The organism is Nocardioides sp. LMS-CY (assembly GCF_018732145.1).
Classification (GTDB): domain Bacteria; phylum Actinomycetota; class Actinomycetes; order Propionibacteriales; family Nocardioidaceae; genus Nocardioides; species Nocardioides soli.
In genome coordinates this window covers 5,290,459-5,308,382 of the sequence record NZ_CP076104.1, presented here as the reverse complement: position 1 = coordinate 5,308,382, position 17,924 = coordinate 5,290,459, and the positions used below count along the sequence as shown (strand labels likewise).

Annotated in this window: 17 protein-coding genes; 13 read left to right on the top strand and 4 right to left on the bottom strand. The window is 71.5% G+C overall.

Translation table 11 applies throughout. The features are described from left to right. The first annotated feature begins 63 nt into the window (after positions 1-63). From KM427_RS24940 to KM427_RS24890, 11 genes are all read left to right on the top strand, one after another. A complete protein-coding gene (locus KM427_RS24940; protein ID WP_183595379.1) occupies positions 64-1,293 on the top strand; it encodes a YibE/F family protein in 1,230 nt (409 codons plus the stop codon). Positions 1,294-1,319: 26 nt separating this feature from the next. Further along, positions 1,320-2,417: a carbohydrate kinase gene (locus KM427_RS24935; RefSeq protein WP_215525722.1), complete on the top strand. Its 1,098-nt coding sequence runs from the start codon at positions 1,320-1,322 to the stop codon at positions 2,415-2,417. Continuing rightward, on the top strand, positions 2,414-3,340 hold the full coding sequence (locus KM427_RS24930; RefSeq protein ID WP_215525721.1) for a pseudouridine-5'-phosphate glycosidase: 927 nt from the start codon (positions 2,414-2,416) through the stop codon (positions 3,338-3,340). The genes KM427_RS24935 and KM427_RS24930 overlap by 4 nt, the downstream gene beginning before the upstream one ends. A gap of 310 nt (positions 3,341-3,650) precedes the next feature. Then, positions 3,651-3,800 carry a hypothetical protein gene (locus KM427_RS24925; protein ID WP_183595382.1) on the top strand — a complete coding sequence of 50 codons (150 nt, stop codon included), beginning with the start codon at positions 3,651-3,653 and terminating at the stop codon, positions 3,798-3,800. 46 nt (positions 3,801-3,846) lie between these two features. Next, the gene (locus KM427_RS24920) at positions 3,847-5,031 is read left to right on the top strand and encodes a cytochrome P450 (RefSeq protein ID WP_215525720.1); all 1,185 of its coding nucleotides are present in this window, start codon (positions 3,847-3,849) and stop codon (positions 5,029-5,031) included. After that, positions 5,028-5,507 carry a helix-turn-helix domain-containing protein gene (locus KM427_RS24915; RefSeq protein ID WP_215525719.1) on the top strand — a complete coding sequence of 160 codons (480 nt, stop codon included), beginning with the start codon at positions 5,028-5,030 and terminating at the stop codon, positions 5,505-5,507. The genes KM427_RS24920 and KM427_RS24915 overlap by 4 nt, the downstream gene beginning before the upstream one ends. Positions 5,508-5,521: 14 nt before the next feature. Further along, positions 5,522-7,174, top strand: a complete 1,653-nt coding sequence (locus KM427_RS24910) for a DUF429 domain-containing protein (RefSeq protein WP_215525718.1) — start codon at positions 5,522-5,524, stop codon at positions 7,172-7,174. A 526-nt stretch (positions 7,175-7,700) separates the two neighbouring features. Continuing rightward, positions 7,701-8,951 carry a hypothetical protein gene (locus KM427_RS24905; protein ID WP_215525717.1) on the top strand — a complete coding sequence of 417 codons (1,251 nt, stop codon included), beginning with the start codon at positions 7,701-7,703 and terminating at the stop codon, positions 8,949-8,951. A 366-nt stretch (positions 8,952-9,317) separates the two neighbouring features. Next, positions 9,318-9,821, top strand: a complete 504-nt coding sequence (locus KM427_RS24900; protein ID WP_215525716.1) for a mycothiol transferase — start codon at positions 9,318-9,320, stop codon at positions 9,819-9,821. 412 nt (positions 9,822-10,233) lie between these two features. Further along, positions 10,234-10,545 (top strand): helix-turn-helix domain-containing protein, encoded by a 312-nt coding sequence (locus tag KM427_RS24895; RefSeq protein ID WP_215525715.1) that lies wholly within the window; start codon positions 10,234-10,236, stop codon positions 10,543-10,545. After that, positions 10,542-11,804 carry a type II toxin-antitoxin system HipA family toxin gene (locus KM427_RS24890; protein ID WP_215525714.1) on the top strand — a complete coding sequence of 421 codons (1,263 nt, stop codon included), beginning with the start codon at positions 10,542-10,544 and terminating at the stop codon, positions 11,802-11,804. The genes KM427_RS24895 and KM427_RS24890 overlap by 4 nt, the downstream gene beginning before the upstream one ends. Positions 11,805-11,819: 15 nt before the next feature. Here KM427_RS24890 and KM427_RS24885 read toward each other — a convergent pair whose 3' ends face one another. From KM427_RS24885 to KM427_RS24875, 3 genes are all read right to left on the bottom strand, one after another. Next, positions 11,820-13,283, bottom strand: a complete 1,464-nt coding sequence (locus KM427_RS24885) for an SDR family NAD(P)-dependent oxidoreductase (protein ID WP_215525713.1) — start codon at positions 13,281-13,283, stop codon at positions 11,820-11,822. Further along, a complete protein-coding gene (locus KM427_RS24880) occupies positions 13,280-14,569 on the bottom strand; it encodes an MFS transporter (RefSeq protein ID WP_252274879.1) in 1,290 nt (429 codons plus the stop codon). The genes KM427_RS24885 and KM427_RS24880 overlap by 4 nt, the downstream gene beginning before the upstream one ends. A 132-nt stretch (positions 14,570-14,701) precedes the next feature. Beyond that, on the bottom strand, positions 14,702-15,772 hold the full coding sequence (locus KM427_RS24875) for an IS110 family RNA-guided transposase (protein ID WP_215525712.1): 1,071 nt from the start codon (positions 15,770-15,772) through the stop codon (positions 14,702-14,704). Positions 15,773-16,131: 359 nt separating this feature from the next. Here KM427_RS24875 and KM427_RS24870 point away from each other — a divergent pair, with 359 nt between their 5' ends. Continuing rightward, the gene (locus KM427_RS24870; protein ID WP_215525711.1) at positions 16,132-16,407 is read left to right on the top strand and encodes a DUF1905 domain-containing protein; all 276 of its coding nucleotides are present in this window, start codon (positions 16,132-16,134) and stop codon (positions 16,405-16,407) included. Next, entirely contained in the window at positions 16,407-16,646 is a 240-nt protein-coding gene (locus KM427_RS24865) for a DUF4287 domain-containing protein (RefSeq protein ID WP_215525710.1), read from the top strand. The genes KM427_RS24870 and KM427_RS24865 overlap by 1 nt, the downstream gene beginning before the upstream one ends. Positions 16,647-16,766: 120 nt before the next feature. Here the strand turns inward: KM427_RS24865 and KM427_RS24860 are convergent, their stop codons facing one another. Then, the gene (locus KM427_RS24860; protein ID WP_215525709.1) at positions 16,767-17,798 is read right to left on the bottom strand and encodes a glycoside hydrolase family 6 protein; all 1,032 of its coding nucleotides are present in this window, start codon (positions 17,796-17,798) and stop codon (positions 16,767-16,769) included. Positions 17,799-17,924: the final 126 nt, after the last annotated feature.

Here is a 17,924-nt window from a genome sequence, read left to right as displayed (position 1 = left end):
CCAGATCGTGGACCGGGCGACCGGCCGTGCGCGGGCGCACCGTCGATCGGGGAGGATGCCTCCATGGGCGCTGGACACTCGCACGGGTCGCATCGCGCGGGCCGGGGCGGTGCCGATGACGGCCTCGAGGTCCCGCGCACCCCGCGCCTGGTGCTCCTGGTGTCGCTCGGACTCGCGGGGATCGCCACCGTGGTGGGCCTGATCGCGCTGTGGCCCGACGGCGGCGAGGTCGACCGGATCAAGGAGGGCGCTCCGTTCGCGGTGCCGGGGGTGACCTTCCCGACGGCGACCGTCGACTCCGTCGGCAGCCCCTGCACCGCGGAGGAGATCGGTCGCGGGGGCGACTGCGGCCGGATCCGGGTGACGATCGACGAGGGCGCGGGCGAGGGCGACCGGGCGACCCTGGACGTCTCGCCGCAGGTCATGGAGTCCGGCCTGACCGCCGGCGACCGGGTCAAGGTCCAGCGGTCCCCCGCCGCGGACGGCGGCGACGCGGCGTACTCCTACTTCGGCACGGTGCGCTCCGGCCCGCTGCTGGTGCTGACGCTGGTCTTCGTCGGGCTGGTGCTCGTGGTGGCGCGCTGGCGCGGGCTGTTCGCGCTGTTCGGCCTGGTCTTCAGCGGCCTGGTCATCTGGCGGTTCGTGCTGCCCGCGCTGCTCACCGGTGGACCCGGCGTCGCGATCGGGCTCACGGGCGCGGCGCTGATCCTCTTCGTCGTGCTCTACACGACGCACGGCTTCTCCCTGCGCACCAGCACCGCGCTCGCCGGCACCCTCGTCGGCGTCGCGCTCACCGCGGGCATCGGCGTGGTCGCGACCTCGGCCACCCGCGCGACCGGAGTCGCCGACGAGCAGGCCGGGATCCTGTCGGCCCTCGTCGGCGACCTCGACTTCCAGAGCCTCTTCGCGTGCGCCGTGCTGATCGCCGGGCTCGGCGTCCTCAACGACGTCACGATCACCCAGTCCTCGGCGGTGTGGGAGATCCGCGCGGCGGCGCCGGGGATGGGCCGCGCGGAGGTGTTCGCCAGCGGGATGCGGATCGGCCGCGACCACATCGCGTCCACGATCTACACGATCGTGTTCGCCTACGCCGGTACGGCGCTCGCCGTGCTGCTCGTGCTGCAGCTGTACGGCCTGCCGGTCGAGGACCTGCTCACCACCGAGGACATCACCCAGGAGCTGGTGCGCACGCTCGCCAGCAGCATCGGCCTGGTGCTCGCCGTCCCCCTCACCACCGCGATCGCGACCCTGGTGGTGGCGAGCGCGCGTCCTCGCGAACCTGTTGCTTATTGAACTGAAGCAGACTTATGCTGACAAGCATGAGCCTGACCGACCGGGAGCGCGAGATCGTCGCGCTGCTGCGCCGTGACCCGCTGATCGGCTCCGAGGCGATCGCCCAGGAGCTCGGCACCACCCGCGCCGCCGTGAACGTCCACCTGTCCAACCTCGGCAAGAAGGGCGTCATCCTCGGCCGCGGCTACGTGCTCAGCGAGCAGCAGTCGGTGGTCGTCGTCGGCGGCGTCAACATGGACGTGAAGGCGCGCAGCCGCCGCGCCGTGGTGTCCGGCACCAGCAACCCCGGCACGTCCGCGATGTCGGCCGGCGGGGTCGGTCGCAACATCGCCGAGAACCTCGCCCGGCTCGGCACCCGCACCCACCTGGTCGCCGCCATCGGCGCCGACGGGCTCGGCGACCAGGTGCTCGCCGCGACCTCGGCCGCCGGCGTCCACGTGGAGCACGTACGCCGCTCCGCCCGCGCGACCGGCACCTACACCGCCGTTCTCGACGCCAACGGCGAGCTCGTCGTCGCGGTCTCCGACATGGCGGCGACCGACGAGCTCGACCCCGACCACGTCAACGCCGCGCGCGACCTGGTCGCGGCGGCGTCGCTGGTCGTGCTCGACGGCAACCTGGCCACGGCGACCCTCGACTTCGCGCTCGACCTCGCCACCCGGGCCGCCGGCCGCGTGGTCCTCGAGCCGGTGAGCGTCCCGAAGGCCGCCCTGCTCGCACCGCTGCTCGACGCCGACCGGCCGATCTTCGCGGTCACCCCCAACCGCGACGAGCTGGCCGCGCTCACCGGGCTGCCGACCCGCACCGACCTCCAGGTCGAGAAGGCCGCTCGCGCGCTGCACGACCGCGGGGTCGAGCTGGTCTGGGTGCGGCTCGGCTCCGGCGGCTCGCTGCTCAGCGGCCCCGCCGGGCTGGTCACCCTCGACGCCGTGCCGACCGAGGTCGTCGACGTCACCGGGGCCGGCGACGCGATGCTCGCGGCCTTCTGCCACGCCCTGCTCGACGGTGCCGAGCCGGCCGCCGCGGCGGCGTACGGCCACGCCGCCGCCGCGCTCACCATCGCCAGCCCCCACACCGTCCGCCCCGACCTCACCGATCGACTCGTCAGGAGCACCACCACATGAACGCAACTCCGCACCCCGCCCTGCAGCTGTCCCCCGAGGTCGCCGACGCTCTCGCCGCAGGCCGGCCGGTCGTCGCGCTCGAGAGCACGATCATCAGCCACGGCATGCCCTATCCCCAGAACGTCGAGATGGCCACCGAGGTCGAGGGCATCGTCCGCGACCACGGCGCGACCCCGGCCACGATCGCGATCCTCGACGGCCGCATCTGCGTCGGCCTCTCGCCCGAGCAGCTCGAGGTGCTGGCCAGCGACGACGACGTCGCCAAGGTCAGCGTCCGCGACCTGCCGTACGTCGTCGCGCGGCGCGCCCACGGGGCGACGACCGTCGCCGCGACGATGCGGGTGGCCGCGATGGCCGGCATCCGGGTCTTCGTGACCGGCGGCCTCGGCGGTGTCCACCGGGGCGCGCAGCAGACCTTCGACGTCAGCGCCGACCTGACCGAGCTCGGCCAGACCTCGGTCGCGGTCGTCTCCGCCGGCGTGAAGTCGATCCTCGACATCGGCCTCACCCTCGAGACGCTCGAGACCCTCGGCGTGCCGGTGCTGGTCAACGGGGCCGACGAGTTCCCGTCGTTCTACTCCCGTTCCAGCGGCTTCGACGCCCCGATGCGCGTCGACGGCCCGGGCGAGGTGGCCGACGTGATGCGCGCGAAGTGGGACCTCGGCCTGGCCGGCGGCATCGTGATCGCCAACCCGATCCCCGCCGAGGACGAGATCCCGGCCGACGAGATCGGCGTGATCATCGACCGGGCGCTGGCCGACATGGACGAGCTCGGCATCCACGGCAAGGACGCCACGCCGTACCTCCTCGGCCGGATCGTCGAGATCACCGCGGGCGCCTCCCTGACCGCCAACATCGCGCTGGTGCGCCACAACGCCCGCCTCGGCGCGGCCATCGCGGCGGCGTACGCCGGCACCGCCTGACGAGTGCCCACGGCTCGACGCACCTGACGTGAGTGTCGCGTTCCGGCCCGGATCGGAGCACTCCGGTCAGGTTCGACGCGGCCGAGCCGACCGCGGGAGGGCAGAAAGTTCGGATCCGGAGGCAACCGGGGAGCTCACTGGGGCGTACCCCCTGAGCGACCGGATCCGAAGCAGAGACGCTGAGGCACCTCAGTTCTCGTCGTGAGCGACGTATCTGGCCGCGATATCGGGACTCCTCCCGATGTCTGGACAGCACCTCATCGGGGAGCGTGACTGACCACCGGATCCCCCCACTCACGAGAAGGCAGTCATGAACCCCCTCAGCGTCAACCCCGCGATCGCCCTCGACCACGCGCTGCGCGCCGAGTCGGTCGACCGAGCGGCCCGCAGCCGCCGGACCCGCCGGGTGCTGCACGCCGCGCGCACCGCCCGGGTGGCCCTGGAGCGCGTCGAGCGCTGATCCGAGAAATTGGACAAATCTTCTGATTTGTCTCACTCTGGTCGGCATGTACCAGCCGGCCACGCCCGAGACCTGGGCCCGCCCGTGGTCGATGTACGCCGACCTGCGCGACCACGACCCGGTCCACCACGTCGACCGCCCCGGCGGCCGTGACTACTACGTGCTGTCCCGGCACGCCGACGTGCTCGCGGCCGCGATCGACACCGCGACGTACTCCTCGGCGAGCGGGCTCACCGTCGAGTACGACGAGCTGGAGCGGATCGGCCTCGCCGACAACCGGCCGCTGGTGATGCTCGATCCTCCCGACCACACGGCCTTCCGCAAGCTGGTGGCGCGCGGCTTCACCCCGCGGCAGGTGCGCACGGTGGAGCCCCAGGTGCGCGACTTCGTCGTCGAGCGGATCGAGCGGGTGCGCGCGGTCGGGGAGGGCGACATCGTCGCCGAGCTCTTCAAGCCGCTGCCGACCATGGTGGTGGCCCACTACCTCGGCGTGCCCGAGGGCGACCGCGACCGCTTCGACGAGTGGACCCACGCCATCGTCGGCGCGAGCTCGGCCGGCGCGGCGGGCGCCGTCTCGGGCGCGGCGGAGGCGGTGGCGGAGCTGATGGGCTACTTCGCCGAGTTGGTGGAGCGCCGGCGGGTCGAGCCCGGCGACGACACCGTCTCCCACCTGGTCGCGGCGGGCGTCGGCGACGACCAGGCCGGCCTCCTCTCGATCCTCGCCTACGTCTTCACGATGGTCACCGGCGGCAACGACACCACGACCGGCATGCTCGGCGGCGCGGTGCAGCTGCTCGACCAGCGCCGCGACCAGCGCCGGATCCTGCTCGACGACCCGGCGCGGATCGGCCCGGCCGTCGAGGAGCTGCTCCGGCTGACCAGCCCGGTGCAGGGCCTGGCGCGCACCACCACGACCGACGTCGAGCTGCACGGCACGACCATCCCCGCGGGCCGCAAGGTCCTGCTGCTCTACGCCGCCGCCAACCGCGACCCGCGCCGCTACGGCTCCGACGCCGACGAGCTCGACGTCCGCCGCAACCCCGGCCAGCTGCTCACCTTCAGCCAGGGCAGCCACCACTGCCTCGGCGCCGCGGCCGCGCGGATGCAGGCCCGGGTCGCGCTGGAGGAGCTGCTCGCCCGCTGCCCCGACTTCGCCGTCGACCTCGACGGGGTCGCGTGGGCACCCGGGCCCTACGTACGCCGCCCCACGACCGTGCCGTTCACGCCGTGACCACCGACCGGATCCTCGACGCGGCGGCCGGGCTCTTCGCCGAGCGGGGCGTCGACGCCGTCGGGATGGGCGAGATCGCGCGGGCCGCGGGCTGCTCGCGGGCGACGCTCTACCGCTACTTCCCGGACCGGCGCCGGCTGCACGTCGCGTTCGTGCAGCGGGAGGCGCGCCGGATCGGGGCGCTGCTGCCGGCCGGCGACCCGGTCGAGGTGATCCTCAAGGCGCTGGCGCAGGTGCGCGCCCGCCCCGAGCTGCTCGCCTGGTTCGGCGCGGCCGACGCCGGCACGACCGCGGAGATCGCCCAGTCCGACGCGGTCATCGGGATGCTCCGCCCCGACGCGGGCGACGAGGAGACCGCCCGGTGGCTGGTCCGCGTCATCGTGTCGCTGCTGATCGTGCCCGGGCGCGACGAGGCCGAGGAGCGGGCGATGGTCGAGCGGTTCGTCGTGCCCACACTCGCACCGCGGGTCCGATAGGGCAGTCTGGACGCGTGTTCTACGTCGGCATCGACCTCGCCTGGGGTGAGAAGCAGCGCACCGGCCTGGCCGTGCTCGACGCGGACGGCCACCTCGTCCACCTCTCCTCGGTGCACACCGACGAGGAGATCGGCGACGCGCTGGCGCCGTACGTCGAGGGCCCCTGTGTCGTCGGCATCGACGCCCCGCTGATCGTCACCAACCCCACCGGGTCGCGGGAGGCCGAACAGGCGCTCAACCGCGACTTCCACCGGTTCGAGGCCGGCGCGCACCCGTCCAACACCGGCAAGCCGGAGTTCGCCGGCGGCCTGACCCGCGGCGCCCGGATCTGCAGGCAGCTGCGGCTCGACATGGACCCGCGCTCGGGCCGCGAGCGGCGCGCGATCGAGGTCTACCCACACCCGGCGACGATCGTGCTCTTCAACCTCGCCAAGACGCTGAAGTACAAGGACAAGCGCGGCCGCACCCTCGACTCGCTGCGCGCCGAGCTGCTGCGGCTGATGGACCACCTCGAGCGGATCGTGCCGCCGGACCCGACCTGGCGGGCGCTGCGTGCGCAGGTCGAGGCGGCCACCCGCAAGAGCGAGCTCGGCCGCGCCGAGGACCAGGTCGACGCGGTGGTCTGCGCCTACGTCGCGCTGATGGCGCACCGCTGGCCGAAGCGGCTGACGACGTACGGCTCCTTCGAGCAGGGCTACATCGTCACGCCCACGCTGCTCGACACCCACGGCGCGATCCAGCAGGCGGTGGCGGAGTACGCCGAGCGCCAGCCGCAGCTGGTCGCCGTCGCGGCGGAGTACGTCGAGCAGGTCACCGGCCTGCTCGACGAGGCGGGCATCAACTACCTCTCCGTCGCCGGCCGCGCCAAGAGCGTCGACTCGTTCGCCGCCAAGGCGGCGCGGACCGTCGACGGACTGCCGGCGTACTCCGACCCGCTGCGCGAGATCGGCGACCAGGTCGGCGTCCGGGTGATCACCTACGTGAGGGCCGACGTGAGCGCGGTCGCGGACGTGCTCGGCGCCCAGTTCGACGTGCTCGACGACCGCGACCTCGGCAACGAGACCGCGAGCGAGGGCCGCTTCGGCTACGCCAGCCGGCACCTCCAGGTCGCGCGCGAGGACGGGCAGGTGGCGCAGGTGCAGGTGCGCACGGTGCTGCAGCACGCGTGGGCGGAGTTCGAGCACGACATCCGCTACAAGGGCAGCGTCCCGACCGAGCACGCCCGCGACTTCGACCGCCGCTTCACCCTCGCGGCCGGGCTGCTCGAGCTCGCGGACCAGGAGTTCACCACGATCCGCGAGCGGCTGCGCGGCGCCGCCGTCGGCGAGGTCGACGCCGCCGCCGAGGGCGTCAGCCCGCGCGAGCTGGCGGCGTACCTCGCGGGGCAGTACGCCGACGCCGAGTGGTCGCGCCCCGACCACTACGCCTGGATCGCCGGCCTCCTCCCCGAGCTCGGCCTCACCACCCTCGCCGCCCTCGGCGACGTGCTCGCCGACGTCGACGCGGGCGAGATCGTCGAGCGCATGGACTACCGCTACCCGCCCGGCGCCGTACGCCGGCTCGACGACGCCCTCCTCTCGGCGTACGGCGACCGCTACGTCGACCTCCCCGGCAACGCCCACCGCCGCCCCCTCCTCGCCGTACGACTGGAGAAGATGCGCGGCTGACGCCAGGCGGTGGTTGAGGAAGGCGCGCTAGCGCCTGTCTCGAAACCACCCGCGCGACGGCGACGACTTCGGTGGTTGAGGAAGGCGCGCTAGCGCCTGTCTCGAAACCACCGCGACCGGACGGCGTCCCGCCGTCACACCTCCGCTGCAGCGGCTGGAGCCGATTGCCTATCCAACCGATACCGCGCGATCTGCCGACCGCTGTACGCGCCGACGACGGCGATGGGGAGTCCGACGAGCACGGCCGACGTGTCTTCGAGACCGAGCAGATTCAGAACTCCGTAGTACGCCGCGCAGACCAAGGCCCCCAGCAGCAGAGTCCGCCGCAGGATGTGTGGGTACCTGCGCACCGTCCGCCAGGTCACGCGGAGCGGAGGCACCCGGCGAAGGTCGTTGCGCAACCACGCCACAAAGCCTTGCCGGTGGCGACCGCGATGCCGGAACACACCCGGAGTGTGGCAGAAGGCCCCGCGATGTCGCGGATGAACCAGCCGAAGTTCTTGAGACCTGTGACGCTGCCACGGTGGTGAGATTCCAGGCGATCAACTTCTGGCCTGCGACCGGGCATCGAGACCGGCCCTGGCGGGACGAGCCCGAGATCGACGCGTGGCTGAAGTCGGCGCGTCGGGTGGAGGAGCTGTACAGCGAAGCCCTGCGGTCAGTGGATCTCACTGGACCGGTGAGCACGCTGCGCCTCCACTCGTTTCCGGCCGACGACGGTGCCGCGACGATCCGTGCGGAGGTCTGGGTCGACCGGCCCGACGGTTGGGAGTTCTGCGGTGTCTCCGTCCCGCCGGCTGTTGCCGCCCTGTCTGGGCGAGCGCGCGGTCGGCTGGTGTTCGAGGTGATCGACGCCGCCCTCACCGAGCTCGCCCCACGGCGGGACTGGCCGCCCGAGGTGCTGGCCGAGGCCCGCGAGTACGTGCGGGCTCGCGACCTGCGCTTCACCTGGTCGTCTCCGTGGAAGGCAAGCCCGAGTCGCGCACTGCAGGCCAGGGCGTTCTTCCAACTCGCCGACGACGGGTACGGGCGCGTCGTCATCGAGATCCGTGACCGGACGACCGAGGCGCTGGTTGCGCGGTCCCCGGAGGCGGTCGCATACAGCACACTCGCCGGCTTCAAGCGGGCGGCCCGGACCTTTCGCTGGGTCGACGGTGCTGTGGAGCTGGTGCCGTACATCGACTCCCTCGGGCAAGCAGTCGGTCACCTGCGCTGGGGCCCGGACGACGGCGTGACGCCGCTCGTCCTGGTCGACGACGGCGAATCTGCGGCCAGTGAGCCGGCGCTCCCGATCGAGGTGGTTCGCACCGGTGAGCCATCGGATTCACCGTCCATCGTCGTCCTCGGTGGTGGCCCGACCAATGAAGTGCCCGATGCCTACTTGGACGCGTTGCACGCCTGCCTGCTAGTGATCCAGGACAGTCACCTGGACTGGTGGTCGGATGCGGACCGTCAGCAGCTCGAGATCACCTACAGCTTCGGCGACGCCCCCGAAGTCCCGGTGACGCGCCGGACCAAGGACAAGCTCATCGCCCGCATCCATCGCGATCCCAAGACCTTGCGGGCCGCATCCGACCACGTGCGGTTGGCGCGCGCTGACGCGATCGCACTCCTGAACGCGGCCGGCGACAAGATGCGCCTTGGCCCACCGCTGACCTCCGAAGCTGACTGCGTCCCGCAGATTGCGTGCCGACGCGTCCTGCCCCAGTCGCGGCGAATAGACGCACTCCGCTGCCCTACCCATCGACGGCACGGAAGTGTCGGTGCCTTTGTTTAGCCTCCTGACGTCGCCAGATCGGCGACGCACTGAGATAGGAGCAACTGTGAAGGTTTCGGCGTACCACTCCAGCAACAAGTCCGACCCGGACGTCTATCACGACCACAACGACTGCCCCACTGGGCAGCAGATTCCCTCGTACAACAAGGTCAGCGGCACTGGCGGCTTTCCGCGCTGCAAGCAGTGCGTCGATAAGGGGTGATCATCAGCGCTCCGTGTTGCGCGGGCAACGCGGGGACGCACCGTCTGGGCATACGCAGCAAAGTGACACACCGACGCCGTGCTGCCTCCTGGGACTTACCCAGGGATCGTGATGGAGCCGCCGCGCGGCTGACCTGACCGTAGGCCTCGGCGTACGGTCGAGGTATGACCCCAGCGGACGTGTACGTGGACTTTTTCGAGCGGGTGCTGGAGAACGGCACGGCGGTGGTGGGTGGGCTCGACGAGGAGCAGCTCGCGCACCGGCCGAGTCCTGATGCGAACTCGATCGCGTGGCTGGTCTGGCACGCGGCGCGGGTGCAGGATGCGCAGATCGCGGACGTGGCGGGGACCGAGCAGGTGTGGTTCACGCAGGGGTGGGTGGAGAGGTTCGGGCTCGACCTCGATCCGCAGGACCACGGCTACGGGCACACCAGCGAGCAGGTCGCGAAGGTGCGGGCCACCGGGGAGCTGCTGGCGGCGTACCTCACCGCGACCCACGAGGCGACGGTCGCCTACCTGCGCACCCTGTCCGACGACGACCTCGACCGGATCATCGACGAGCGGTGGGACCCGCCGGTGTCGCTCGGGGTGCGGCTGGTCAGCGTCGCGGACGACGACGCGCAGCACGTCGGGCAGGCGGCCTACCTGCGCGGATTGCTCGACGTCTAGGGCCGACGCCGCTCGTAGGCGCCGAGGTCGACCTGTCACCCCGACCCGTGCTCTGGAAGGGCTAGCGGAGCGACGCGCCCCGAGTGTCAGTCGGTACGACGCAGCTCGCCGTCACCGGCGCGCCCTCGCAGCAGGGCCGGATGTAGCCGCATCGGTCGCACCGTGAGTGCGAGGTCTCCCAGCGCATCGTCGCCCCGCAGCCGTCGCACTCCATCGCGTCCATGGGACGCGATCCTGTCAGTGCGGGGTGGGGCCGAGGTGGAGGCGCGCGGCCCGCGCGAGCCGGGTAGGGGCTCGGGAGCCTCTTCACGATGGCACCGGGGAGGCGGTGACTAAATTAATGCCAAGTATAGTTAGCGGTAAGTGACTTAGTGACTGCTATGCTTTGCATTAAGTCGAGAGGAGCCGCCCGATGGCCAAGCGTCCACCGCAGGCCCGTCTCGTGCGCGCGGGCCGACAGCTCGGCAGTCATGTCGCCACCTGGCGCAAGCTCCAGAACCTGACCGCCGAGCAGCTGGCCGACCGGGCCGGAATCAGCCGCCCCACGCTCACCAAGCTCGAGTCCGGCGACCTCGGAGTCACCCTCAGCACGTATCTGAACGTGCTGCGCGCGCTGGGTCAGCTGGACCGCGCCGTCGAGGCGCTCGACCCGTACGAGACCGACCTCGGTCGCGCCCGGGCCGACGACGCGCTGCCTCAGCGGGTCCGGGGGCCGGCCAGGTGAGCGTGGCCCGGCCCGAGGCGCTCGACGTCCACGTCGTGCTCGCGGGTGCCACGGTGCTCGCGGGGACCGCGACGTTCCGCTATCACGGTGCGACGACGACGACGGAGTTCACCTACGCACGCGACTACCTCGCGAACCGCGCGGCGTACGAGCTGGACCCCGCCCTGCCGTTGTCTCGAGCCTCGACGGTGCTCGGGGCGCTCCCGTCGGCGTTCTCGGACTCCACCCCGGACTGGTGGGGGCGTCAGCTCGTGTCCAGGAAGCTCCGCCTGGAGGCGGCAGCGGCCAGGAAGCCGGTGCCGCTGCTCACCGAGCCGGACCTCCTGGTCGGTGTCAGCGACCAGATGCGACAGGGCAGCCTGCGCTATGCGGCTCCCGGGACGACGACGTTCGTCGGCACTGACGCATCGGTCCCTAAGCTGGTCGGCCTGCCGGAGCTCCTCGAGGCCGCCGACCGGGTCGCCGCAGACGACGAGGCGGGAGTGGCAGACGCCCTCAAGCTCCTCCTCGCCGCGGGCAGTGGCACCCTCGGCGGTGCCCGACCCAAGGCGTCGGTCCAGGACGAGGGGCGACTCCTCATCGCCAAGTTCCCCTTTCGCGAGGACGAGTGGGACGTCATGGCGTGGGAGAAGACCGCCCTGGACCTGGCGGAGCTGTGCGGCATCGAGGTGCCGGAACGACGCCTGGTCGAGGTCGGGACACGTCACGTGCTACTCCTGGGGCGCTTCGACCGGGACGGCGCGGGCCCTGATGCCGGCCGCATCGGCTACGTGAGCGCCCGCACGATGGCCGAGGTGGCCAGCAGCGCCGGGAACGACTACATGGACCTGGTCGACGCCATCGAGGACCACTCCGCGAGCACCGCCGCGGACCTGCGGGACCTGTGGCACCGGATCGCGTTCACCGTGGCCCTGAACAACACCGACGACCACTTCCACAACCACGGCTTTCGCCGCACGGCCCGCGGGTGGACCCTCGCGCCTGCCTTCGACCTCAACGTCAACCCACAGCTGGCGATGCCCCGCACCACCACGCTCTCGGGAGCGGGCACCCGCGCGGACTCGCTGCGCGCGTTGGTCACCCAGTCCGAGTACTTCGGCCTGGACGCCGATGCTGCGCGCCACGGCCTCCTCCGGATCCGCCACGTCCTCGAGGACTGGCGGGGGCACGCACGAGCCAACGACGTGCCGGACCAGGAGCTCGACCGGGTGGGATGGGTGATCGACGACTACCGGGACCGGGTCGCCGACCTCAGCTAAGCCCTGCCGCCCCGCTCACCAGGGCGCGGGCTCGAAGTCCTTAAGGAAGTGGCCGTAGAGGTCCTCGCCGGCCTCGCCGCGCACGATCGGGTCGTAGACCCGCGCGGCCCCGTCGACCAGGTCCAACGGCGCGTGCCAGCCGGTGGCCGCGATCCGCAGCTTGTCCTCGTGCGGGCGCTCGTCGGTGATCCAGCCGGTGTCGACGGCGTTCATCAGGATCCCATCGGACTCGAACATCTCGCCCGCGCTGGTGCGGGTCAGCATGTTCAGCGCCGCCTTCGCCATGTTGGTGTGCGGGTGCCCCGACCCCTTGTAGCGGCGACCGCCGAACTGGCCCTCCATCGCCGAGACGTTGACGACGTAGGTACGCCGTGCCGTCGACGCCCGCATCGATGCGCGCAGCCGTGAGATCAGCAGGAACGGCGCCGTCGCGTTGCAGAGCTGCACCTCGAGCAGCTCCAGCGGATCGACCTCGTCGACGGTTTGGGTCCAGGAGTTGTTGACCTGGCGGTCGGGCAGCAGTCCGCCGGCGTCGACGGCGGTGCCGGCCAGGTGCGCCTCGAGGCTCGCGTGGCCCGCCTGCAGCGCGAGCGCGGTGATCGAGGCCGGCGTGTGCGCGGGCGTCTCGTGGTGGGCGATCGCGTGCTGCTGCAGAGTGCCCGCGAGGGCGGCCGGGTGGGCGTCGCTGATCCGGTCGAAACTCACGATCTCCGGCAGCGGCACGCCGGTCTGCAGCGGCGCGAGCTCGGCCTCGACGAGCGGCGCGTAGGAGCCCGGTGACCTGCGCACCGTCTGGCAGGCGTTGTTGATCAGGATGTCGAGCGGGCCCGCGGCGGCGACCTCGTCGGCGAGCGCGATGACCTGGGTCGGGTCGCGCAGGTCGATGCCGACGATCGTGAGCCGATCGATCCAGTCGGCGCTGTCCTCCAGCGCCGAGAACCGGCGTACGGCGTCGTGCGGGAAGCGCGTGGTGATCGTGGTGTGCGCGCCGTCGCGCAGCAGCCGGAGCGCGATGTACATGCCGATCTTCGCGCGGCCGCCGGTGAGCAGCGCGCGGCGCCCGGCGAGGTCCGTGCCCTGGCCGCGCTTGGCGTGCGACAGGGACGCGCAACTGGGGCAGAGGTAGTGGTAGAACGCGTCGACCAGCGTGTAGTCGGTCTTGCAGATGTAGCAGCCGCGCGGGTTGATCAGCTCGCCCGCGAAGGCGCCCGGCGCGGTCGAGACCAGCGGGATGCCCTGGGTCTCGTCGTCGATCCGCATCGGCGACCCGGTCGCCGTCGCCTCGGTGATCGCCCGGTCGTGGGCGAGCTCGGCCTGGCGCTTGCGAGCCCGGCGCTCGGACTTGAGCGCCTTGTACATGTGCGAGGCCGCGCGCTTGACCGTCACGAGGTCCGGGTCGTCCTGGTCGAGGTGGTGCAGCTGACCGAGCACGCGCACGGTCGTGGCCAGGTCGTCGGGGTCGATCACGGGGCGAATCACCGGGCGATGGTAGTGGTGCGGCTGAGCCGGTAGCGCACGAACGACGGGACGGCGACGGCGGCGACGACCGTGCCGACCACGACCAGCACCCCACCACCGGCGGCGGCAGCCGCGGTGCCGACCATCGCCGCGCTGGTGCCGTGCACGACGTCGGCGATCCGCGGGCCGCCGGCAACGACCACGACGAACACGCCCTGGAGCCGCCCGCGCACCGAGTCGGCCGCGGCGCTCTGCAGCATGCTGGTGCGGAAGGCGGCGGAGGCCATGTCGGCCGCGCCGCCGATCACCAGCATCAGCAGCGCGACCAGCAGCATGCCCCGGTAGTCCGCGAGCGCCACGGCGACGCCGAAGCCGGTCATGGCCGCGCCCCACACCAGGATGCAGACGATCACGGCGTACCCCTGCCGGTCGACGCGCGAGACCCACCCGGAGAAGACCCCGCCGAGCACCGCCCCGGTCGGGATCGCGGCGAAGAGCAGCGCGAAGACCAGGCCGCCCTCGTCGGGCCCGCCGAAGGAGACGTGCGCGATCTCGGGGAACAGCGCCCGCGGCATGCCGAAGATCATCGCGATCAGGTCGACGACGAAGGACATCAGCAGCACCGGGTGGCCGCCGAGGTAGCGGAAGCCCTCCAGCACCGACCGCAGCCCGGGGCTGGTCGTCGGTCCCTCCACCGGGAGCCGCGGCAGCCGCACCACCGCGCCGAGAGTCGCGAACAGCGTGATCGTGTCGACCAGGTAGAGCCACTGGTAGCCGAGGATCGGGATCAGCACGCCGGCCACCAGCGGGCCACCGATCGCGCCGGCCTGGAAGACCGTCATGCTCAGCGAGTTCGCGGCCGGCAGCAGATCGGGGGTGAGCAGCCGGGGCAGGATCGCGGCGCGGGTCGGCTGGTTGACCGCGAAGAACGCCTGCTGGACCGCGAACAGCCCGAGCAGCAGCCACACATTCGTGTTGCCCATCGCCGCCTGCAGCCAGAAGAGGGCGCTGGTGCCGATCAGTCCGCTGGTGGTGATCATCAGCATCGTGCGCCGGTCGAAGACGTCGGCCAGCGCACCGCCCCACAGCCCGAAGACGATCAGCGGGACCAGACCGAAGAGCCCGGTGAGCCCGACGTACGCCGACGAGCCGGTCACGTCGTAGATCTGCGCCGGCACGGCGACGACGGTCAGCTGGGCACCGACCACCGTGATGATGTTGGCCAGCCACAGGCGCCGGAAGTGCTCGTTGCGCAGGGGACGGGTGTCGGCGACCAGGCCCGCCATCCGTTCCCTCAGCCCGCGCACGATGCCCCAACCTAGTGGCCATCACTGGAAGTTCTTCGGGTGGCCCGCACCCCGGGCACGCACCTCGCCGCGTTGGCGACGCTCGGTAGACAACCAGGTATGCCGTCGCGCCGCCGACGCTCCTATGGGACGTCAAGTGGTGCTGCCGGCTTGGAGGAGTCGGTAGAGGTCTCGTGCGATGTATCGCTTGAGGCAGCGTTTGATCTCGCGGGGTGTCTTGCCCTGGGTAGTTCGTCGGGCCACGTAGTCACGGGTGCGTTGGTCGTGGCGGCAGCGGGAGAGGGCGACGGTGTGCAGGGCGCGGTTGAGCTGTCGGTCGCCGCGGCGGTTGAGGCGGTAGCGGGTGGTGACCTGGCCGCTGTTGGCTGGGATGGGTGCGACCCCGGCCAGCATCGCGAACGCCGCTTCGGAGCGGACTCGGCCGGGGTGGGACCAGGCGCACAGCACGGTCGCGGCCACGATCGGTCCGACGCCGTGCTGGGCGAGGAGGTCGGGTCGCCAAGACCGCACGATCGCCAGGATGGCTCGCTCGTGCTCGGCAGCTTCTTCGGTGAAGGCTTGGATCCGGCGCGCCAGGGTGCGCAGCATGGTGACCGCGGTCCGTGTCTCGACGTCCCACGAGGCGCGAGTGCGCAGGTTCCGTGCGACTGCGGGCATGGCGGATGCCTTGAGACCGCGGAATCGTTCCCGCACAGGCTCCGGTGCGGCAATGACCAGGCTGAACAGCTGTCGTCGGGCGTCGCTGGCCGCGTCCACGGCGGAGCGGCGGACGGTGAGCAGCATCGAGAGGGAGTGACGCTCTGCGGCCTGATCCCCGCCGTCGCGCGGGCCACCCAACTTGGTGCGGGAGAGCGCCTCACGGGCTGCGCGGATCGCGTCGAGGGGATCAGACTTCGCGCCGTTGCGGCGCTTGGTCCGGACCGGTCGATCGAGTTCGATCACCAGTTCGTCTCGCGTGCGGAGGTGGCGGGTCAGGCCGGCGCCGAAGCTGCCGGTGCCTTCGATCGCCCACGCGCGCAGGGTGGCATGCTCGTCGGCGAACTCCGTCAGCTGGGCGTAGCCGTCGGGAGTGGCGTCGACGGTGATCTGGTCGAGCACACCGCCGGTGCGGGCATCCACCGCAGCTGCGGAGTGTGTGTGGACGTGGGTGTCGACGCCGATGACGACATCGACCACCTCACGCAGGTCGGTCACACTGGTCATGCGTTCTCTCCTATGCCGGAAGGGACGTGGTTCCGGTCCGGGACGGAGATTCGGCGGGACTGTGATGAGACACGACGGGCGACGATAACGCCCGCCGGTCAAGCTCCTAATCAGGCCAGCTCCTCCGACCGGGCCGGGGCCGGTGACCACGAGCGGACGAGTCGCCAGAAAGGCACGAGGCCAGCCTTGCCAAGAGTCACGCCCGCGGCCACCGAGGACAGCCCAGCACGATCAGGCTGCGTACGCGATCCTCACAGCCTTGCGATGCACGCACCCCGAGCACGGGCCACCCCCGAGGAACTCCCAGCGACGACCACTAGTCGCCGATGAGTCCTGTTCCCGCCACCGGTCGAAACGGCATGACCGAGATCGACGTCACCTTCGAGGCGGTGCTTCAGACGAGTGGGGCCAAGGGTGGCTGGACCTACGTGATCTGGCCCGAGTCCGCGGCGTACTTCGGCACGCGTGGCCTGGTGAAGGTGCGTGGCACCGTCGACGGCCGGCCGTTCGAGAGCTCGTTCATGGCGCTCGGCGACGGCAACCACAAGCTGCCGGTCCGGTCGGCGCTCCGCGTCGAGTCGGGCAAGCAGGCGGGTGACACGGTGACCGTGCATCTCCAGGAGAGGATCGCGTGATGACCGAGAAGGTGCAGGGGCCCGCGTCGTACTTCCCGTCGATCGAGAAGAAGTACGGCCGTCCGATCGCGGAGTGGCAGGCCGTGGTGCGCGCGGCTCCGGGCTACGGCGCGGGCGCGAAGCACATGGAGCTGGTCGCGCTGCTCAAGGACGAGCACGGCATGGGCCACGGCCACGCGAACGCCGTCGTCGCCCACACTTTGGCCGAGGACAAGCGGGGGAAGGATGCCGCGTCGTGAGGCTCGGGCGACGTCAGTCCGGGATAGTCCGTCACGTTCTGGTTGGCTCGCCGGCCGATCGGCAACCGAAACGTGACGGACTATCCCGACGACCGCCCGTACGCCGCCCCCACCGGGCGGTCAGCAGCTGCCGCTCTCGGGGAGTCCCAGCAGCCGGTCGGCGAGGAAGTCGCACCACTGGCCGGACGCCGGCCCGCCGTTCTCGTAGCCGTCGGACTCGCCCGGGTGCTTGACCCACAGGGTGCCGTCGAAGGCGCCCCGGAAGACCAGTCTCGGCTTCTTGCCGACCTCGGCCCAGGTCGGGTTGATCACGTCCATGCCATCGTTGCTCGGCGCCGCCCCGTTGCGCGAGGTGTCGATGACGTAGTGCTTGCGCTTCACGCCCAGCTTGCGCAGGCCGCGGAGGAGTCCGGTGGCGTACCGCTTCTCGTCCCGGGTCGGGCGGAAGTTCGACACGTTGGTGCTGATCCCGCGGGCGAACCGCACCCCCGCGGCCTTGAGGTGGGCGGGCCGGGTCTCGTGCGGTGTCCAGTTCGAGTGGCCCGCGTCGAGGTAGACCCAGGCGCCGCTCCGGCTCAGCCGCTTCGACGCGAACCGGAGCATGCCCTGCCAGCCCCGCGGCTTCGTCGGGCAGGCCTGCACCGAGCTGCTGAAGAGCGGCAGCGCGTCGGGCTCGAGCACCACGAGCGCCTTCCGCCCCTCGAGTTCGGCCGCGACCTGCTTGATCCAGGCCTTGTACTGAGGGGCGGTCGTCAGCGGGTTGTTGGAGGAGTACATGCCGCAGTCGCGGCCGGGGATGCCGTAGATCGTGAGCACCGGCGTCTTCCCGGCCGCCGCGGCGTCGCCCGTGTACACGGCGGCCGCCTGCCCCACCGGCACCAGCCACGGCTGGTCCGGATCGGGGCGAGTGGGGTAGGCCTCCGGGATCACCCAGAAGGCCTGCGCGACCCGGCCGATCTCCTCCCGATAGACCCCGCCCTGCTGGTAGGCCGGCATCTTCGGGTCGACGAACAGGCCCTGGCTTCGGCGCGGGTCCTTCGGCTTCGCCGAGAGCCCGGCGTCGGCGCCGGAGGCCGACGTCAGGCCGGCCGTGCCGAGAGCGAGGACGGCGACCGTGGCGCAGGCGCGCAGGACCAACGACCGGGGAAGCACGCGCTCAGGGTACGGGCTGGCCGGCCCGACCGTAGGCGTCGAAAGTCTTTTCCGGAAGGGTGTCGTATCGAGGACGGACCGTTCGTGGAGAGGGTGAGCGGGGCCACCGGACCCGCTGCACCAAGG